This is a genomic window from Streptomyces spinosus, from assembly GCF_020400655.1.
GTDB lineage: Bacteria > Actinomycetota > Actinomycetes > Streptomycetales > Streptomycetaceae > Streptomyces > Streptomyces argyrophylli.
On the sequence record NZ_JAINRC010000010.1, the window covers coordinates 193,842 to 210,040 of the forward strand.

Here is a 16,199-nt window from a genome sequence, read left to right on the forward strand (position 1 = left end):
CCGCGCGCGGCGACCCGCAGGGATTTCCCCCTGGCCGCCCTGGCCGCCGACCTCACCGAAGACGCGGGGCCGTGAAGGGGCCGGGGCCGAACACGCGCCGGCCCACCCCGCCCCCACCGAAGGCCGTGCGAGGGCGAGACGTACGCCGACGAGCGGCTTGGTGACGCCGTGAGCGGCCTGCCCGCCGGGCGCGCCGCCGGGGTCGCCTCACCACGCCCGCCCGCACGTCGCACGGACCCGCACACCGTCTGAGCCACCGGCGGCGGGGACGCCGGGCGCCCGAGCCGGCCACGGCCTACGGACGGTCCGTACCGTCCCCACCGGTGCCCCGAGAGGCGGGCGGACGGGCCGTACCGGCCTCCGGCTGACCGGCCGAGGGCGGTGGCGGTGGCGGAGCGGCCCCGTCGGGTGCCGTCAGGGGAACGCCCGTCCCCCCACCGGCCTGACCGCCCCACGGCCCGGCACCGGCCGCACCGGGTCCCGGCTGCCCCGCCCAGGGCGGCGGCGCCGCCGTCCCCGGGCCCCGTCCAGGCTCCCCGCCCCACGGCCCGGCGCCCCCCGCACCCGCGCCCGGCTGCCCCGCCCACTGCCGCGGCACCGGAACACCCGTGCCGTACGGGGGCCACGGCAGGGGAACCGGCGGCTGGGGGGCCGAAGCCGTGCGGTCCAGTCGGCGGCGGCGCAGCCACCACGCCACGGCCGCCGTGTACAGCCCGATGCTCAGCACGTCGAACACGACGAGCTGCCAACCCGCGTCCGCCGCGGTGTCGTCGCTGCTGAGCCCGTCCACGACGGCGGCCGAGACGCCGAAGGCCAGCAGGTTGTTGACGGTGTGCAGGGCGATGGACGCCTCCAGTCCGCCGGTGCGCCAGGTGAGCCAGCCCGCGGCCACGCCGAACACCACGAGGTCGGCGAAACCCCAGGGCGTGCCCCAGCCGTGGGCGGCGGCGAACAGGACCGCCTGGGGCAGCAGCGCGGCCCACGGCGAGCGCAGGAACGCGCCGGCGGTCTGGGTCAGCCAGCCGCGGAACACGTACTCCTCGGCGGCGGCCTGCACCGGCACCAGCAGCACGAGCATGACCAGGGCCCGTCCGAAGGCCGGCCAGCCCGCCCACTGGCCCTCCGGCTCGCCGTCCGCGGGGAACAGGGACACGCAGGCCATCGCGAGGCCCAGGATGGGCACGGCGGTCAGCGCGCACCGCAGCAGCCAGCGCCATCTCAGCCGGCCCGTCACGGACGACACCGTGCCGGCCGGTCGCCGTCCGATCCAGCGCACGACCGGCAGCAGGACGGGTATGCCCACCGCGATGCAGAGCAGGTCCACGGCGGTGCCGGGGACGGGGCCGAACTCCGGCCAGCCGTCGTCGTCCTGGGGGTAGCCCAGGCTCGAGCCCAGGGCCGCGAGGACGACCATGAGGACGACCACGGTGATCATGTACGCCACGGCCGCGACCAGGGTCCCGAGGAGGGGACGCCACCACCGGTAGCGCGGTGAGAGGCGGGCCAGACGGTGGTACGGGAGCTGCTCGGCGGACTGCGCCGGGGCAGGGGGCAGCAGCTGTGGCTGTGGCTGTGTCATGCCGTCAGCCTGCCGAAAGACACCCGGACGCGCCATCGGCTTACGGCCGTCCCGGCCGGTGTGCCCGGCCGGGACGGCCGCACGCCGAGGTCGATGTCCGTTCACCGCCGGTGCCCGTGGGGGCCATCGGCTGGGATGGGCGCATGACTTCTGGAACGGAACTGCGGGGCAGGACGGCACTGGTGACCGGCGGCAGCCGGGGCATCGGCGCGGCGACGGCACGGCGACTGGCGCGGGAGGGCGCGGACGTGGCCGTGACCTACGTGCGGAGCGAGGAGGCGGCCGAGGAGGTCGTGCGGGACGTCGAGGCGCTGGGGCGGCGGGCGGTGGCCCTGCGCGCGGACTCGGGGGACGCGGCGCAGGCGGCGGACGCGGTGCGGCGCGCGGCGGAGGAACTGGGCGGGCTGGACGTGCTGGTGGGCAACGCGGCCGTCGGTCTGACGGGACCGCTGGAGAGCCTCTCCCCCGCCGACGTCGACCGGCTCCTCGCGGTGAACGTGCGCGGGCTGTTCCTGGCCGCCCGGTCCGCCGCCGCGGTCATGGGCGACGGCGGGCGGATCATCACGGTCGGCAGTTGTGTCACCGCGCGGGTGCCGGGGCCGGGGGCCACGCTGTACGCGATGAGCAAGGCCGCCGTGGTGGGGCTGACGAAGGCTCTGGCGCGGGAGCTGGCCGGGCGCGGGATCACGGCGAACGTCGTGCACCCGGGGCCGACGGACACGGACATGAACCCCGCGGACGGCCCGTACGCCTCCGGTCAGGCGGCCGCGACCGCCCTCGGCCGCTTCGGTACGGCCGAGGAGGTCGCGTCCATGGTGGCGTTCCTGGCGGGGCCGGGGGCGGCGTACGTGACGGGTGCGGAGTTCTCGGTGGACGGCGGGTACGCGGCCTGACGCGGCGGGGAGGGCGGGCGCGTCAGGTCTCGTCCAGGCGGCGTACGTCCTCCTCGTCCCACTTCCTGGTGTCGCGGGGCTGGGTGTACGGCTCGGCCTGCGGCGGGTGTCCGCCGGCGATGGCCCGCTGCCGCACGGTCTCCGCGTCGAACTCCAGCCCCAGCAGGATGGCCAGGTTGGTGATCCACAGCCACACCAGGAAGACGATGACGCCGGCCATGGTGCCGTAGGTCTTGTTGTAGGAGGCGAAGTTGGCGACGTAGAACGCGAATCCGGCGGAGGCGGCCATCCAGATCAGCAGGGCGAGGACGCTGCCGGGGGTGATCCACCTGAACCCTTTGACCTTGGCGTTGGGGGACGCCCAGTACAGGATGGCGACCATCACGGTGACGAGCAGGACCAGCACGGGCCACTTGGCGATGGACCACGCGGTCAGCGCCGTGTCGCCGAGCCCGAGCGCGTCCCCGGCCCGGCGGGCGAGACCGCCGGTGAACACCACGATGAGCGCGCTGGCCACGGCGAGGACCATCAGGACGACGGTGACGCCGACGCGCACCGGCAGCAGTTTCCAGACCGGGCGGCCCTCGGGCATGTCGTAGACGGCGTTGGCGGCGCGGATGAACGCGGCCACGTAGCCGGAGGCCGACCACACGGCCAGCACGAGGCCGAGGATGGCCACGAGGGAGCCGGTTCCGGCGCCGTGCTGGAGCTGCTGCACCGCCCGGGTGATGATGTCGCGGGCGGGGCCGGGGGCGAGGTTGCGCAGGTTGGCCAGGACCTTGTCCGTGACCGACCGGCCGGCGACGGCCAGCAGGGAGACCAGTACCAGCAGGGCCGGGAACAGGGACAGGACGGCGTAGTACGTGAGCGCCGCGGCCCGGTCGGTGAGCTCGTCGTCGCGGAACTCGCGCAGGGAGCCCTTGAACACCGCCGGCCATGCGTGCCGGGGCAGCTTCACGGGGGTGTCCGGTGCCCGTCGCTCAACGTCCTCGCCGGGTCCCGCCTCGTCCGGCGCGGGGACGCGCGGCGCCGGGTTCTCGTCTGCGGCCTGCCTGTGGTGCGGCCGTGGTACGTGCAGCTTCGCCATGTCCGTCGGGTAACCCCACGGGGCGCGCTCACGCCTGCAGCGTCGGTCCCGTCGCCCGGGCCCCCTCGCCCGGTGCCCTCCGCCCCGGCGGCGGGACGGAGGGCGTGCGGCCGGGCCGTCGTGCCGGGGCTCAGTGGGCGTCGGCGAACCGCTTGAAGGCGGCCTTGGTGCCGGAGCCGGCGATACCGTCGATGGGGCCGCGGTAGCCGTAGCTGTCCTTCAGGAGCCGCTGGAGCGCCTTGATCGTGCCCTTGCCGACGATCCCGTCGATCGGGCCGGTGTAGCCCCAGTACTTCTTCAGGCAGCGCTGGAAGGCCTTCCAGCTGTTGGTGCCGAGCTTGCCGTCGATGGAGTTCCGGTAGTTCCAGTACGTCCTCAGCCAGCGCTGGACCTTCTTCGCCTGGGTGGCGCTCAGGCCGAGGTTGTTCACCGCCTGCGGGGTGACCGCCTCGGTGGCCGCCGCCGGGTGGGCCGCGGGTGCCGCGAAGCTGGTGCCCGCGGCGGCGAGGCTGCCCGCGGCCAGCGCCACCGTGGTCGCGGTGGCGAGGAGGGTCCGGGTGAAGATGTTCGTCCGCATGTGTTTCCCCCTGGTTGACGAGTGCCTCTCGGCACGGCACACAAGCTACGTGCCGGGGGTGCGCGCGTCGCCAACCCGGAAGTTGACGCCCGGCTCCAACGGCCGCGGTAGGGCCGGACCGGTGTACAACCTGCGCGGTAGGCACACGGGGCGCGCGCGCCGGGCGCGCGCCCGTCAGCCCCGCCCGCCGCTGAGGTTCCCCCAGCGGGGCCCGATCTGCCGCCACTCCGCGTCCCACTCGGCCAGGCGCCGCCGGATGAGCCGGCCCCGGACCAGCCGGCCCGCGCCCCAGACCAGCGCGCCGGCCGCCGGGGCGACGAGGACGCCGGTGAGCGCCGACTGAAGGTCGGCCGTCGTCCCGGCGAGGGGGGCGGGCACGATCCGGTCCGCCTGGTTCGTCCACACCGTCACCCGGGTACCGGCGGGGGCGCCGGGGAAGACCTTCGTCCGGTCGGTGTGCGCCGAGCCGTCCGGGTCCGTCCAGCGCACGGCGGCCCAGACCCGTCCGTCGTCGTAGCCGCTGCCCGCGGCGGGGGTCCGCGCCGCGTCGTCGCTGAGCACCGCGGACACGGGGTGCACGTGGGCCAGCCGTGCCGCGAACGCGGACTGGGAGGCCTGGGCCGACCACAGGCCCGCGAAGACCCCGACCGCAAGGGCCAGCACCCAGCCGGCGAGGACGATCCAGGCCTCGACGACGTCGCTGTGCCGCCGCAGCGGGTTGCGCCGCCACCGCCACAGCCGTACCCGGGTGACCGTCGTGGGAGGTGTCCGGGTCATCGTCACCGCCTCCTCTCGCCCACCGGCGGCCGGGACCGTGGTGGCCCCCGCGGTCTCCCGGACCCGGTCGCCCGGGTGCGGGTCATGACACCATCCTGCACCTCTCCGGGCCGGTCGTCCGCCGGGGGCGGGGCCTGTCCCGCCGAGCGGACGCGGCGCGCCCGGCCACGCCGCCCGGCCGGCCCGGGGAGGTGCGGGGAAACCGGCCCGCGGGTCCCCGCGAACGGCGGGCGGACGCGCCGCGCGGCCCGCGCTCCGGGCGGACGGTGGGGGTCGGACGACCCGGACTAGCTGGGGTCTTTCGTTTGGATCAGACCCCGCTCCCTGATCCGGCCTGATCCAAACGCGAGGCCCTAGGAGGGCGTGAGCGGCAGGTCGTCGGTGTAGGCGTTCACGGGCTGGGCGACGGGGCGCACACCCCTGGCGTCGAGCGCCGCCTCCGCCGTCCTCGTACCGAGGGTGCCGCGCGGGTGCCAGGTGCCGGTCACCTCCACCCAGGTGTCGGCGGGCGGTGCCTCGCCGCCGTAGACGCGCACCTTGACCGTCTGGGAGTCCGCGGCGCAGCAGGAGAAGACGATCCGGGTCAGGTACCAGCCGGCGTCCCGGCCGGCGGGGGTGACGAAGCCGGTCAGCCGGACGGTGCGGTGTTCGATGGCCCGGCCGCGGTCCTGCTGGACCCGCTTGGTGAAGTCGGTGAGGGTCAGCGGCAGCGGCGAGGTGGCGGGCAGCGGCCCGAACCCCTTTTGCACGGCGACGGGCTTGGTGTCGGCGCGGGCCGCCGTGTACGCGCCGAGCGCGGGCGGGGGCAGGAGGAGCAGGCTGAGCGCGGGCAGGAACAGCAGCCAGGCGACGCGCGGCATGCCGGTGTGGTCGTGGCCGTGTCCGGTGCCGGCCGTGGGCTGCCCGTCCCGGGTGAGCGCTCCGGCCAGACCGAGCAGCAGCAGGACGGCGCCGGAGACGATCAGCGCCGGGCGCAGTCCGGCCTTGACGTAGCGCAGGTAGGTGTCGGTGAGGAGGGCCGTGTGCAGCAGGCCGGTGCCGGTCAGGGTCAGGAGCAGGGTCTGGAGGGGGCGCTTCACAGCAGCGCGCCTGCGGTCAGGACGCTCGCGGTGACGGCCACGACGGTGGTCGCCGTGGAGAACCGCCAGGCGAAGGCGCGGCCGAAGGTGCCCGCCTGGAGGGCGATCAGCTTCAGGTCGACCATCGGGCCGACCACCAGGAACGCGAGCCGGGCGGTCGGCGGGAAGCCGGTGAGCGAGGCGGCGACGAACGCGTCGGCCTCCGAGCAGACGGCCAGCAGCACGGCGAGGACGGCCAGAAAGAGCACCGAGAGCCAGGGCGTGCCGGAGAAGGCGTCGAGGACGGAGCCCGGCACGGTCACGTCGAAGGTGGCGGCGGCCATGGCGCCGAGGACGAGGAAGCCGCCGGCGTGCAGGAAGTCGTGCTGGAAGCCGAGCCGGAACTCGGTCCAGCGGCTGTGGCCGTGCCGGTGGCCGGTGTGCCGGTGGCGCAGGAGCGGGCGCAGCCACTCCTCCTTGCCGAGCCAGAGCCACAGCCAGCCCATGACGGCCGCCGTGGCCAGGGAGGCGAGCAGCCGTGCGGCGACCATCGCGGGGTCGCCGGGGAAGGCGACGGCGGTGGCCGTGAGGACGACGGGGTTGATCGCGGGGGCGGAGAGCAGGAAGGCGAAGGCGGCGGCCGGGGTGACGCCCCGGCGGATCAGGCTGCTCGCGACGGGCACGGAGGCGCACTCGCAGCCGGGCAGGACCGCGCCGGCCACGCCGGCGACCGGGACGGCGAGGGCCGGCCGTTTCGGCAGCACCCGGGTGAACAGGTCGGCCGGCACGAAGGCGTTGATGGCGCCGGACAGGGCGGTGCCGAGGAGCAGGAAGGGGAGCGCCTGGACGGTGATGGCCAGGCAGACGGTGCGCCAGGCCTGGACGGCGGGATGGCCCAGCCACGGCGTGCCGGCCAGCAGGAGCGCGGCGGCGAGCGTGAGGGCGGCACCGCGGGGCCACGGTCTGCGGACGGTGCCGGGCGGCGAGGGTCTGGGGCCGGCGCCCGGTGGCCACGGCCGGACGCGGCGCGCGGGCGGGCCGGGGTGGGGCACGGCCGCCACGCCCTCCGTCACACCAACCAGCTCATCCGATTTGTCCATTTTCACTCCGGATGTCGGCGTCTGGCCGACGATAAGCGAGGAGCACGGCCGGGCCGCGCGTACACGCCGCCGCCCCCGCGAACCGGCCGGGACAATGCGCCCCATCGGTGGCTCTTCTCACAATCCGGGCCGAACGGGGCCTTGAGGTGACGGGCGCCACGTCGCCGGACGCCGTAGTTGTCTACGTTCGTGACCCATGTCGTCCCCCCTCTCCCGCACAGCACGCGCCAAGGCCTGCGCCCTCGCGGCCTCGGCGACCGCCCTCCTCGCCACCGGGCTCCTGCACCCCACCCCGGCCGCGGCCGCCTCGGCACAGGCCACGGCCGCCGTGCTCGACCTGGACGGCACCGGCCGCACGCCCGTGATCCACGGCGAGGACCGGGCGTACGACACCGCCAGCATCGTCAAGGTCGACATCCTCGCGGCCCTGCTGCTCCAGGCGCAGGACGCGGGACGGGACCTCACCGCGAGCGAACGCAAGCGCGCCGAGCCGATGATCCGGCGCAGCGACAACGCGGCGGCCAACGCCCTGTGGCGGCAGATCGGACGGGCCCCCGGGCTGGCGGCGGCCAACAAGCGCCTGGGCCTGACCTCGACGACGGGCGGGCCCGGCGCCAAGTGGGGCCTGACCCGCACGACCGCAGGCGACCAGATACGGCTGCTGCGGGCCGTGTTCGACACCGGCGGAGCGGTCCACGCGGGCTCCGGCGGCCTGGACGCGGACTCCCGCGCCTACATCCGCACCCTGATGAGCCGGGTCGTGCCCGAGCAGACCTGGGGCGTCCCGGCGGCCGGCGCCGACGGCTCCGGCAAGGCCCTGAAGAACGGCTGGCTCCAGCGCGACACGACGGGCCTGTGGGACGTCAACAGCGTCGGTCAGATCACCGTGAAGGGTCATCGGTACCTCGTCGCGGTCCTGTCGGACGGCAGCGCCTCCATGAGCGACGGCGTGTCCCTGGTGGAGCGGACGGCGCGCGCGGCCGTGGGGTGAGCGGTCGCCTCGCGGCCCTCGCCCACACCCCCGTGATCGGCCGGGCGTCCGGGGAGCAAGCTGCCGCCCGGGCTTTTCGGCCGCCGTGGAAGGGGCACGCGGTCGGGGTACGACTTCCGACCTGAGGGGCGAGACCACGATGGCCGAGTACGAACGTTCCCGCACGATGCCCGCACAGCCCGAGCAGGTCTTCGACCAGGCGGCCAACACCGCCCAGCTCGACGCCTGGCTCCCGGGCGAGCTCCACGTGGACGTACAGGATCCGCCCGCCGTGACCGTCCACGAGGACCGCTCCGGCGAGGACACGCCCGCCCTGCTGAGGTCCGAACCGGACCAGATGCGGCTGGAATGGGGCACCCGCGAGCAGGGCAGCTACGCCGGCTGGCTCCAGGTGGCCGGCATCGGCAGCGGGGCCAGCGAGGTGACCGTGCACCTGTCCTTCTTCGAGGAGGGCCACGACCCGGGCGAGCGGGCGGTCTGCGACGCCCTGGACGGCAGCCTGCGCCGGCTGGAGGAACAGGTGCGGATGCGGGTCGACAACACGGCCGGCTGACATGGCGCACCCGGTCAGCTGGTACCCGCTGCGCCTGAGCACGCCCGTCAAACAGCATGTCTTCGGCGGCCGGGCCCTCACCGACCGGCTGGGCCGGACGGATCTGCCGGACGGCCCGGTCGCCGAGACCTGGGAGGTCAGCGACGTCGACGGGGAGGGCGCCACGGTGACCGAGGGGCCGCTGGCCGGGCGGTCGCTGCGGGAGCTGACGGAGCGGTACCCCGGCGCGCTGCTGGGCGACCGCCCCCACGGTCCGCGCTTCCCCCTGCTCACCAAGTTCATCGACGGCACCGGCGCGCTGCCCGTGCACCTGCACGCCGACGACGCCACCGCCCGCCGCCTGGAGGGCGAGCCGAACGGCAAGACCGAGGCGTGGCACGTGCTGGACGCCGTACCCGGCGCGACCGCCCTGGTCGGCGTGCGGCCCGGGGTGGACCGGGAGCGGCTGCGCCGGGCGCTGCTCGCGCAGGACTTCGACGCGGTGATGCGCCGCCTGCCGGTGCGCGCCGGGCAGACCGTGTACGTACCGGGCGGGACCCTGCACAGTTTCGGACCGGGCACCCTGGTGTACGAGATCGAGCAGACCTCCGACATCCAGCAGCACGCCATGCCCTGGCGGATGGAGGACGGCGCGCCGCTCGCCGAGGAGGAGCGGGAGGCGAACATCGGGCGGCTGCTGGCCGAGTGGCGTCCGGAGCCCCGGCCGCGGTTCCAGCCGGGGCTCAGCGTGCCGGTGGACGACTCGGTGGAGCGCACGGTGCTGTGCGCGGGACCGTATTTCGCGCTGGAACGCTGGACGGCCGGCGGCACCGCCCCCCTCGTCCGTACGTTCGCCACCGCGCAGGTCCTCAGCAACGCGGGCGCCCCGGTGACCGTCACCTGCGGCGGCTGGACCGGCCGGCTCGGCCGGGCCAGGACCCTGCTGCTGCCCGCCGCGCTCGGGCAGGTGCGGGTGAGCGGGCCCGCCGACGTCCTGTTCGGCTACGTCCCCGACCTCGAAGTCGACATCCGGGCGCCGCTGGCGGCCGCCGGCCACGGACCGGCCGTGATCGCCGCCCTCGGTGAGGGGTTGCAGGGCCTGCCGTCCGAGCGGCCCGCCGGTCAGTAGCCGGAGCCCAGCCGCTGGGTCGAGTACGCGCACTCCGTGTAGATGTAGCCCGACCGGAGCCTGGCGGTGTCCGAGGCCGGGGTCGCGGTGCTGTCGCCGTGCGGCTTGTGCACGAAGTACGTGGTGCCGACGGGCAGGCTGATGGTGCGCTGCGGGTAGTTCCTGCCGCTGTCGTTGCAGGGCTTGAAGGTGGAGAACGCCGTGTCGACGAGCGAGTACGCCTTGCAGCCGCCGCAGCCCTTGAGGGTGAAGCTGCCGGTGACCGGGCCGGTGTAGAGGACGGTGATGTCGTCCGGGCTGTCGTTCTTGACCGTGACGGAGATGCTGCCGCCGGAGGCCAGGGTGGGCAGCTTCTTGCCGGCCGCCGGGAGGGTCTGGGCGACCTCGGCGGCGATGGCTATCTTCTGGGCGCGGGCGCGGTTCCGGTCGTGCTTGTGGCCGGCGGCGAACTGCTCCATGGTCTTGCGCGCCGCGTCGAAGTCCCCGTCCCGGTACTGGTCGACACCGCAGGCGTACGCGCCGGCGTCGCCGGCGCGGCCGGCCCGGCCCGCGGCCTTCGCCAGCCGGCCGTCCGCGTCACCGGCCGACCTGGACAGGCCGGCGATCCGGGTGTCGAGGTCGCGCAGCCTCTCGACGGCCGCGCAGGGTTCGTCCCCGTCGACGGCCTTCCGCGCCGTCGTCACCGCCGCGTCCACGGCGGGCACCACCTTGGCCGCCGCCCCGGACCGCGGGAAGGTGCCGAGCAGGTCGCCGAAGCGGTTCACCCAGTCCGCCTCGCCGCTTGCCAGGTGCCGCGCACCGCACTCGTACAGGGCGTTGGCGAGCCGGTCGTCGGGCCATCGCGCCAGCGGGCCGAGCTGTTCCTCCGGCATCGTGTCCGGCACGGTGCGGAGGTACTTCAGCGGCTCCACGGCGTCGCAGTACCGGCGGTGGCCGTAGGCCGCGCCGACCGTCGCGTAGTACGCCCGCAGCCGGTCGGGGACCTGCCGCGCCGCGCGGGAACCGGCGTGGTGCACGGCGATGTCGCGGTAGACCCCGAGGGCCGTCCCGTAGCCGGGCCGGGCGGCGCCGAAGGACTGGCGGCCGCTCTCGGCCACCAGGTCGTCGGCGCGCTTCACACGGCCGAGGAGCTCCTGCTCCACGGCCTCGTCGTGGGCGTCCTCGTACCACAGGGCGCCGCCGGCCGGCACGGCGAGCAGCACCACGCCCAGCAGCAGCGCCAGCGGCGCCCTGCGCGGCCTGGCGAGCGGGGTGCGCAGTCCGGCGATCGCGCCGTGGACGGCCGCCGCCAGCAGCACCGCGGCGTAGCAGGCGAGCACGGCTCCGGGCAGGCCGTCGGCGTCGGCGGGCAGCGCGAAGAGCAGGAGCAGGCCGGTCGCGACCCAGCAGGCGGCCGTCGCCACCCAGCGGCGCAGGAGCGCGTAGCCGAGGCCGAGCCCGCTCAGGTTGAGCAGCGCGACCGCGAGGGCACGCCAGGCGTCCGGCGGCGCGGGCGGCGGACCCGCCGGTACGGGTGGCGGACCAGGCGGCATGGGCGGCAGCGGCGGCCCGCCGACACCCTGACCCGGACCGTACGGACCTCCGGACATGATGGCTCCCCCCGGTCAACTCCGCCCGCATGCCTGTGGATTCGCAGTGTACGGGCGCGAGCGCATACCGGACAGAGGGTCGAACGCCCGCCCTTTCCCGCACGATCCTCGTAAGTCTCATGGCCCCGCTCGCCCCGATGGCTCCCGTCGGCCGTGCGCGGGCCGGCCCCGGCGGGCGGCCGTGGCCGGTCCGCGCCGGCCGCGTGGCCCCGCCGCCCCCGACCAGGCTCTCCCCCGCCCCCCGGCCGCGCGCCGCTACCCCGGGCCGCTCGCTCAGCGGGCCGCCGCCAGGGCCAGGGATCCGGCCGCCAGGGCCAGGAACAGGACCGGGAAGGCGATGGTGCGAAACGCACGGGCCCGTACATGGGCGGCCACCGCTCCGACGTAGAACAGCACCAGGCCGGTGCCGGCGGCGACGCCCAGGGGGCGTACGCCCAGCAGCCCGAGGAGCAGCCCGGCCGCTCCCGCGGCTTTCAGCAGCGCCAGTGCGGGCAGCCCGCGCGGCGGCACGCCGACCCGGGCCGAGTTGGCGAGGACGAACGGCGCCTTCGCGAGGTCGCCCGCCGCGATGCCCGCGTTGGCCAGGACGGTCGCACAGGTGACGGTGAGACAGGCGAGGTTCATGCCGTCCACGTTCGTCGGAGGGTCGCCGCGACGTCCAATACCGGCGTCCATAACCTTCTGGAATGGACGTCGACTCGCGTCTGCTGCGCTCCTTCCTGGCCGTCGCCGAGGAGGGCAGCCTCGTCCGCGCCGCCGAGCGGGTGTACGTGTCCCAGCCGGCGCTGACCAAGCAGATCCGGCAGCTGGAGAGCCGGCTCGGGGTGCGGCTGTTCGACCGTTCGCGCACCGGCATGGCGCTGACGGACGCGGGCCGGGAACTCGCGCGCCGGGCCCCGGACGTCCTCGCGGCCTGGGACGACGCCCTGCGCGCCGCGCGGGCCGCCGGCCGGCGCGCGGCGCGGGTGCTGCGCGTGGGCTTCGTCGCCAGCGCGGCCAACGAGGCGACGCCGGGGATCGTCGCCGAGTTCGCCCGGCGATGGCCCGGATGGCGTGCCGAGCTGCGGCAGGCGGCCTGGACGGACCCGAGCGCGGGCCTGGCCGACGGCGAGGTGGACGCGGCGCTGCTGCGGTTGCCGTTCCCGGGACAGGACGCGCTGCGGTGCGAGGTGCTGTTCAGCGAGGAGCGCTGGGTGGCGCTGCCGAGCACGCACCGGCTCGCGGAACGCGCGGAGATCGCCTTCCGGGAGCTGTGGGACGAGCCGTTCGTGGCCGCCCCGCCGGAGACCGGCGCCTGGCGCGACCACTGGCTGGCCGCCGGTGAGCGCGAGGGCCGTCCGGTCAGGATCGGGGCGGTCACCGAGCAGCCCGACGACTGGCTGAGCGCCATCGCCAGCGGGTACGGCGTCGCCCTCGCGCCCGCGTCCGCCGCCCGGTTCTACGCCCGCCCCGGTGTGGTCTACCGCCCGGTCACCGGGGTGGGCCCGACCCGGGTCGCCGTGGCCTGGGCACCGGCCGACGACCGCAATCCGGTCGTCCGGGACTTCGTGCGCTGCTGCCTGGACCTGGCCCGCACCCCGTGACGGACGTGTGTTCTCCCCTGTCCGGCGCAATGACGGTGCGCCGGAGGGGCGGGCGGGCGTGACCGGTGTGACCGTGGGGGGTGGAGTGCACGGACGCACCAGTACGAGGAGAGGGCATGGCGAACGGAACCGGCGGGGCCTGTGCGCAGCTGAGCGCCGTCGCGGACGCCGTGCTGTACGAGGGGTATCTGCTCTACCCCTATCGCCGGTCCTCGGCGAAGAACCGGGTCCGCTGGCAGTTCGGGGTGCTGCTGCCCCGCAACTGGGTGGAGCGGGAGGGGCCGGTCACGCCCGGGGTCTCCGGCTCCGCCGACTCCTGGTACCAGCGGACGGAGTGCCTGATCCGGGTGCGGCGCGCCGGCGCGGTCGTCCGGGTGCGGGTGCGGTACCTGCAACTGCAGTACAAGCAGGTGGAGGCGGCCGACGGGGACGGGGCGCACCGCCCGGTCGAGTCGTTGCGGACGGCCGACGGGACCGCCCACCTGTCGTTCGAGGAGGCGGTACCCCGCGAGACGGAACTGGTGGTGCCGCTGGAGGAGCTGCCGCCGGACGGCCGGACCGTCGCCGTGGGGGCGCCGGCCGGGGCGGAGTTCGAGCCGCTGCCGGCGGGGGCGGGGCGGACGGTGCGCCGGCGCCGGGAGGTGCGGGCGGCGACCACGGTCACGGCCGAGCCGCTCGGCCCCGGGCTGTACCGGCTGCGGGTGCGCACCGAGAACACCGGTGACGCGCCGGACCCGCGGGCCTCCCGGGACGCGGTGCTGGGGCAGGCGCTGCTCGCCACGCACACCCTCCTCACCGGCGACGGCGTGGAGTTCGTGTCGCTGATCGACCCGCCGGCCGCTTACGCGGAGCAGGTCCGCGGCTGCCGCAACGCGTTCACCTTCCCGGTGCTGGGCGGGGCTGCGCCCCAGGGCACGAGCGGGGACGGGGCGACGGGCCCGCTGCTGCTCTCCGCGCCGATCATCCTCCCCGACCATCCCCAGGTGGCGCCGGAGAGTCCGGGCGACCTGCACGACGCGGCGGAGATCGACGAGATCCTGACGCTGCGCACGATGCTGCTGACCGACGAGGAGAAGGCGGAGGCCCGGGCGACCGACCCGCGGGCCGCGCGCATCCTCGACCGGGTGGACACCATGCCCCGGGAGGTCTTCTCCCGGCTGCACGGCGCCATCCGTTCCCTGACCCCGCGCACCCCCGCGGCCGGACGGCCCCCGGCGCCCTCGGCCGGACGGCCCGTCTGGTGGCAGGAGGGCGGCGACGACGGGCTGTCCCCGGCGACGGACACCGTGCTGGTGGGCGGCGTGCCCGTGGGCGGCGGCAGCCGGGTGCGGCTGTGTCCGCGCGGCCGGGGTGCCGACGCCCAGGACATGTTCCTGGCCGGGCGCACCGCGCACGTGGCCGCCGTCTTCCACGACGTGGACGGCAGCACGCACCTGGCGGTCACGGTCGACGACGATCCGGCCGCCGAACTCCACGGCTGGTACGGCCGCTTCCACTACTTCCGGCCCGACGAGGTCGAGGTGCTCGGCCCCGACGCCCCACCGGGTCCGGGCCGGCCGACCCGGCCGCAGTCCCCGCGGCCACCCGAGCGTCCGGCCGGCGGGCCGGAGGAGGGACGGTTCGATGGACGCCCTTGACGTCCTCATGCACGACCACCGGATGGTCGAGCAGTTGTTCCGCGACTACGAGGCCGCGGCCTCCGACCGGCAGCGGCGCGGTGTCGTGGAGCTGTTGGTGCGCGAGCTGTCCAAGCACGCGGCTGTGGAGGAGATGCTCCTGTATCCGCTGGCCAGGAAGGTGCTGCCGGACGGCGACCGGGAGATCGACGAGCACTTGAGCGAGCACATGGGGGTGAAGCAGACCCTCCTCGCGCTCGACCGGCTCGGCGAGGGCGACCAGCGGACCGGCGAGCTGGTGGCCCGGCTGCGCCGAGACCTGGCGGAGCACATCCGGGAGGAGGAGGGCACCCTCATGCCCCGGCTGCGGGAGGCCGTCTCCCAGCAGGAGCTGGACCGGCTGGGCGAGCTGGTCGGGCAGGCCAAGGCCGGCGCGCCGACCCGCCCGCACCCGCTCGCCCCCGACCAGCCGCCCGCCCTGACCCTCGCGGCCCCCCTGGCCGCGGCCTACGACCGACTCCGAGACCGACTGCAGCGGAGGCCGACGACATGACCACGCAGAGCGGCACCACCGAAGTGACGCGCGAACCCGGCCGGTCCGAGGCGCGCGGGAACGGGTTCGACGAGATCTACATCCTCTGGATCTCCGAGGGCATGAGCTGCGACGGCGACACGGTGTCCATGACGGCCGCCGGACAGCCCGGCATCGAGGACCTGGTCGCCGGGCTCATCCCGGGCCTGCCGAAGGTCAACCTGGTCAACAAGGTCCTCTCCCCCAGCCTGGGCGGCGAGGACTTCCTCGCTCCCTACCGGGCGGCGGCACGCGGGGAGCTGGCCCCGTTCATCCTGGTCATCGAGGGGTCGGTCCCGAACCAGAACATCATCGAGGGCGACGGCTACTGGACGTCGTTCGGCAACGACCCGGACACGGGCGAGCCGCAGACCCTCAACTGGTGGATCGACCAGCTGGCGCCCAAGGCCTGGGCCGTGGTGGCCGCCGGTACCTGCGCCACGTACGGCGGCATCCACGCCATGGCGGGCAACCCCACCGGCTGCATGGGTCTAGCGGACTACCTGGGCTGGGACTTCAGGTCCCAGGGCGCGCTGCCGGTGGTGAACGTACCGGGCTGCCCGATCCAGCCGGAGAACTTCATGGAGACCCTCATCTGGGTGCTCTACCACGCGGCCGGTGCCGCCCCGCCGCCCCCGCTGGACCACATGCTGCGTCCGCAGTGGCTGTTCGGCAAAACGGTGCACGAGGGCTGCGACCGGGCCGCCTACTACGAGCAGGCGGACTTCGCCAAGGACTACAACTCCCCCAAGTGCCTGGTGAAGACCGGCTGTTGGGGTCCGGTCGTGAACTGCAACGTGCCCAAGCGCGGCTGGATGGCCGGCATCGGCGGCTGCCCGAACGTCGGCGGCATCTGCATCGGCTGCACGATGCCGAGCTTCCCGGACGCGTTCATGCCGTTCATGGACGAGCCGACCGGCGGCGCCCTGTCGTCCGCGCTGCTCAAGCCGTACGGCGCCGTCATCCGCCGGCTGCGCGGCCTGACCAGCATGGCGGTGAACCGCGAACCCAAGTGGCACCACAACGGACCGGAACTGACCACCGGTTACGACCCGCACTGGCGTGCCTGAGCGCCGGCGCCCACCCACGCCTACGACGAACGAGGGGCAGGAAGCGA

General features: G+C 75.2%; 16 protein-coding genes. 8 read left to right on the top strand and 8 right to left on the bottom strand.

What is annotated here, in order from left to right:
- Positions 1-295 precede the first annotated feature (295 nt).
- On the bottom strand, positions 296-1,579 hold the full coding sequence (locus LG395_RS20150) for a CPBP family intramembrane glutamic endopeptidase (RefSeq protein ID WP_225810730.1): 1,284 nt from the start codon (positions 1,577-1,579) through the stop codon (positions 296-298).
- Positions 1,580-1,722: 143 nt separating this feature from the next.
- Between LG395_RS20150 and LG395_RS20155 the strand changes: the two genes are divergently transcribed.
- Positions 1,723-2,472: a 3-oxoacyl-ACP reductase family protein gene (locus LG395_RS20155; RefSeq protein ID WP_171159146.1), complete on the top strand. Its 750-nt coding sequence runs from the start codon at positions 1,723-1,725 to the stop codon at positions 2,470-2,472.
- A gap of 22 nt (positions 2,473-2,494) precedes the next feature.
- On the opposite strand, the gene LG395_RS20160 is transcribed toward LG395_RS20155, so the two are convergent.
- From LG395_RS20160 to LG395_RS20180, 5 genes are all read right to left on the bottom strand, one after another.
- Positions 2,495-3,559 (bottom strand): YihY/virulence factor BrkB family protein, encoded by a 1,065-nt coding sequence (locus LG395_RS20160; protein WP_171159145.1) that lies wholly within the window; start codon positions 3,557-3,559, stop codon positions 2,495-2,497.
- A 130-nt stretch (positions 3,560-3,689) separates the two neighbouring features.
- On the bottom strand, positions 3,690-4,136 hold the full coding sequence (locus LG395_RS20165; protein ID WP_171159144.1) for a peptidoglycan-binding domain-containing protein: 447 nt from the start codon (positions 4,134-4,136) through the stop codon (positions 3,690-3,692).
- Positions 4,137-4,310: 174 nt separating this feature from the next.
- The gene (locus LG395_RS20170) at positions 4,311-4,913 is read right to left on the bottom strand and encodes an Rv1733c family protein (RefSeq protein ID WP_171159143.1); all 603 of its coding nucleotides are present in this window, start codon (positions 4,911-4,913) and stop codon (positions 4,311-4,313) included.
- A 353-nt stretch (positions 4,914-5,266) separates the two neighbouring features.
- Positions 5,267-5,992 (bottom strand): TIGR03943 family putative permease subunit, encoded by a 726-nt coding sequence (locus tag LG395_RS20175; protein ID WP_225810731.1) that lies wholly within the window; start codon positions 5,990-5,992, stop codon positions 5,267-5,269.
- Positions 5,989-7,071, bottom strand: coding sequence for a permease (locus tag LG395_RS20180; RefSeq protein ID WP_225810732.1), 1,083 nt, complete (start codon positions 7,069-7,071; stop codon positions 5,989-5,991). Before LG395_RS20180 ends, LG395_RS20175 begins: the two co-directional genes overlap by 4 nt.
- A 196-nt stretch (positions 7,072-7,267) precedes the next feature.
- Between LG395_RS20180 and LG395_RS20185 the strand changes: the two genes are divergently transcribed.
- The 3 genes from LG395_RS20185 (at position 7,268) to LG395_RS20195 (ending at position 9,723) form a co-directional block, all read left to right on the top strand.
- Positions 7,268-8,062, top strand: a complete 795-nt coding sequence (locus tag LG395_RS20185) for a serine hydrolase (protein ID WP_225810733.1) — start codon at positions 7,268-7,270, stop codon at positions 8,060-8,062.
- Positions 8,063-8,201: 139 nt separating this feature from the next.
- Positions 8,202-8,615 (top strand): SRPBCC family protein, encoded by a 414-nt coding sequence (locus tag LG395_RS20190; protein WP_171159139.1) that lies wholly within the window; start codon positions 8,202-8,204, stop codon positions 8,613-8,615.
- A gap of 1 nt (position 8,616) precedes the next feature.
- Positions 8,617-9,723 (top strand): class I mannose-6-phosphate isomerase, encoded by a 1,107-nt coding sequence (locus tag LG395_RS20195; protein ID WP_225810734.1) that lies wholly within the window; start codon positions 8,617-8,619, stop codon positions 9,721-9,723.
- Here LG395_RS20195 and LG395_RS20200 read toward each other — a convergent pair.
- Both LG395_RS20200 and LG395_RS20205 read right to left on the bottom strand, forming a co-directional pair.
- Complete coding sequence (locus LG395_RS20200) at positions 9,717-11,255, bottom strand: hypothetical protein (RefSeq protein ID WP_225810815.1); 1,539 nt, start codon at positions 11,253-11,255, stop codon at positions 9,717-9,719. The genes LG395_RS20195 and LG395_RS20200 overlap by 7 nt on opposite strands.
- Before the next feature lie 330 nt (positions 11,256-11,585).
- Positions 11,586-11,936 carry a DoxX family protein gene (locus tag LG395_RS20205; RefSeq protein WP_171159137.1) on the bottom strand — a complete coding sequence of 117 codons (351 nt, stop codon included), beginning with the start codon at positions 11,934-11,936 and terminating at the stop codon, positions 11,586-11,588.
- 62 nt (positions 11,937-11,998) lie between these two features.
- On the opposite strand from LG395_RS20205, the gene LG395_RS20210 reads away from it, so the two are divergent.
- The 4 genes from LG395_RS20210 to LG395_RS20225 all read left to right on the top strand — a co-directional run bounded on the left by LG395_RS20210 (position 11,999) and on the right by LG395_RS20225 (position 16,152).
- A complete protein-coding gene (locus LG395_RS20210) occupies positions 11,999-12,895 on the top strand; it encodes a LysR family transcriptional regulator (protein WP_225810735.1) in 897 nt (298 codons plus the stop codon).
- A gap of 116 nt (positions 12,896-13,011) precedes the next feature.
- Positions 13,012-14,532 (top strand): hypothetical protein, encoded by a 1,521-nt coding sequence (locus LG395_RS20215; RefSeq protein WP_225810736.1) that lies wholly within the window; start codon positions 13,012-13,014, stop codon positions 14,530-14,532.
- Positions 14,519-15,064: a hemerythrin domain-containing protein gene (locus tag LG395_RS20220; RefSeq protein ID WP_171159134.1), complete on the top strand. Its 546-nt coding sequence runs from the start codon at positions 14,519-14,521 to the stop codon at positions 15,062-15,064. Before LG395_RS20215 ends, LG395_RS20220 begins: the two co-directional genes overlap by 14 nt.
- A complete protein-coding gene (locus LG395_RS20225; protein ID WP_171159133.1) occupies positions 15,061-16,152 on the top strand; it encodes an NADH-quinone oxidoreductase subunit B family protein in 1,092 nt (363 codons plus the stop codon). The genes LG395_RS20220 and LG395_RS20225 overlap by 4 nt, the downstream gene beginning before the upstream one ends.
- The last annotated feature ends 47 nt before the right edge of the window (positions 16,153-16,199 follow it).

Bases quoted from the DNA above. Each gene is read 5' to 3' on its own strand.
- LG395_RS20150 (WP_225810730.1), bottom strand. From the start codon at position 1,579: ATGACACAGCCACAGCCACAGCTGCTGCCCCCTGCCCCGGCGCAGTCC.
- LG395_RS20155 (WP_171159146.1), top strand. From the start codon at position 1,723: ATGACTTCTGGAACGGAACTGCGGGGCAGGACGGCACTGGTGACCGGC.
- LG395_RS20160 (WP_171159145.1), bottom strand. From the start codon at position 3,559: ATGGCGAAGCTGCACGTACCACGGCCGCACCACAGGCAGGCCGCAGAC.
- LG395_RS20165 (WP_171159144.1), bottom strand. From the start codon at position 4,136: ATGCGGACGAACATCTTCACCCGGACCCTCCTCGCCACCGCGACCACG.
- LG395_RS20170 (WP_171159143.1), bottom strand. From the start codon at position 4,913: ATGACCCGGACACCTCCCACGACGGTCACCCGGGTACGGCTGTGGCGG.
- LG395_RS20180 (WP_225810732.1), bottom strand. From the start codon at position 7,071: ATGGACAAATCGGATGAGCTGGTTGGTGTGACGGAGGGCGTGGCGGCC.
- LG395_RS20185 (WP_225810733.1), top strand. From the start codon at position 7,268: ATGTCGTCCCCCCTCTCCCGCACAGCACGCGCCAAGGCCTGCGCCCTC.
- LG395_RS20190 (WP_171159139.1), top strand. From the start codon at position 8,202: ATGGCCGAGTACGAACGTTCCCGCACGATGCCCGCACAGCCCGAGCAG.
- LG395_RS20195 (WP_225810734.1), top strand. From the start codon at position 8,617: ATGGCGCACCCGGTCAGCTGGTACCCGCTGCGCCTGAGCACGCCCGTC.
- LG395_RS20200 (WP_225810815.1), bottom strand. From the start codon at position 11,255: ATGCCGCCTGGTCCGCCACCCGTACCGGCGGGTCCGCCGCCCGCGCCG.
- LG395_RS20205 (WP_171159137.1), bottom strand. From the start codon at position 11,936: ATGAACCTCGCCTGTCTCACCGTCACCTGTGCGACCGTCCTGGCCAAC.
- LG395_RS20210 (WP_225810735.1), top strand. From the start codon at position 11,999: ATGGACGTCGACTCGCGTCTGCTGCGCTCCTTCCTGGCCGTCGCCGAG.
- LG395_RS20215 (WP_225810736.1), top strand. From the start codon at position 13,012: ATGGCGAACGGAACCGGCGGGGCCTGTGCGCAGCTGAGCGCCGTCGCG.
- LG395_RS20220 (WP_171159134.1), top strand. From the start codon at position 14,519: ATGGACGCCCTTGACGTCCTCATGCACGACCACCGGATGGTCGAGCAG.
- LG395_RS20225 (WP_171159133.1), top strand. From the start codon at position 15,061: ATGACCACGCAGAGCGGCACCACCGAAGTGACGCGCGAACCCGGCCGG.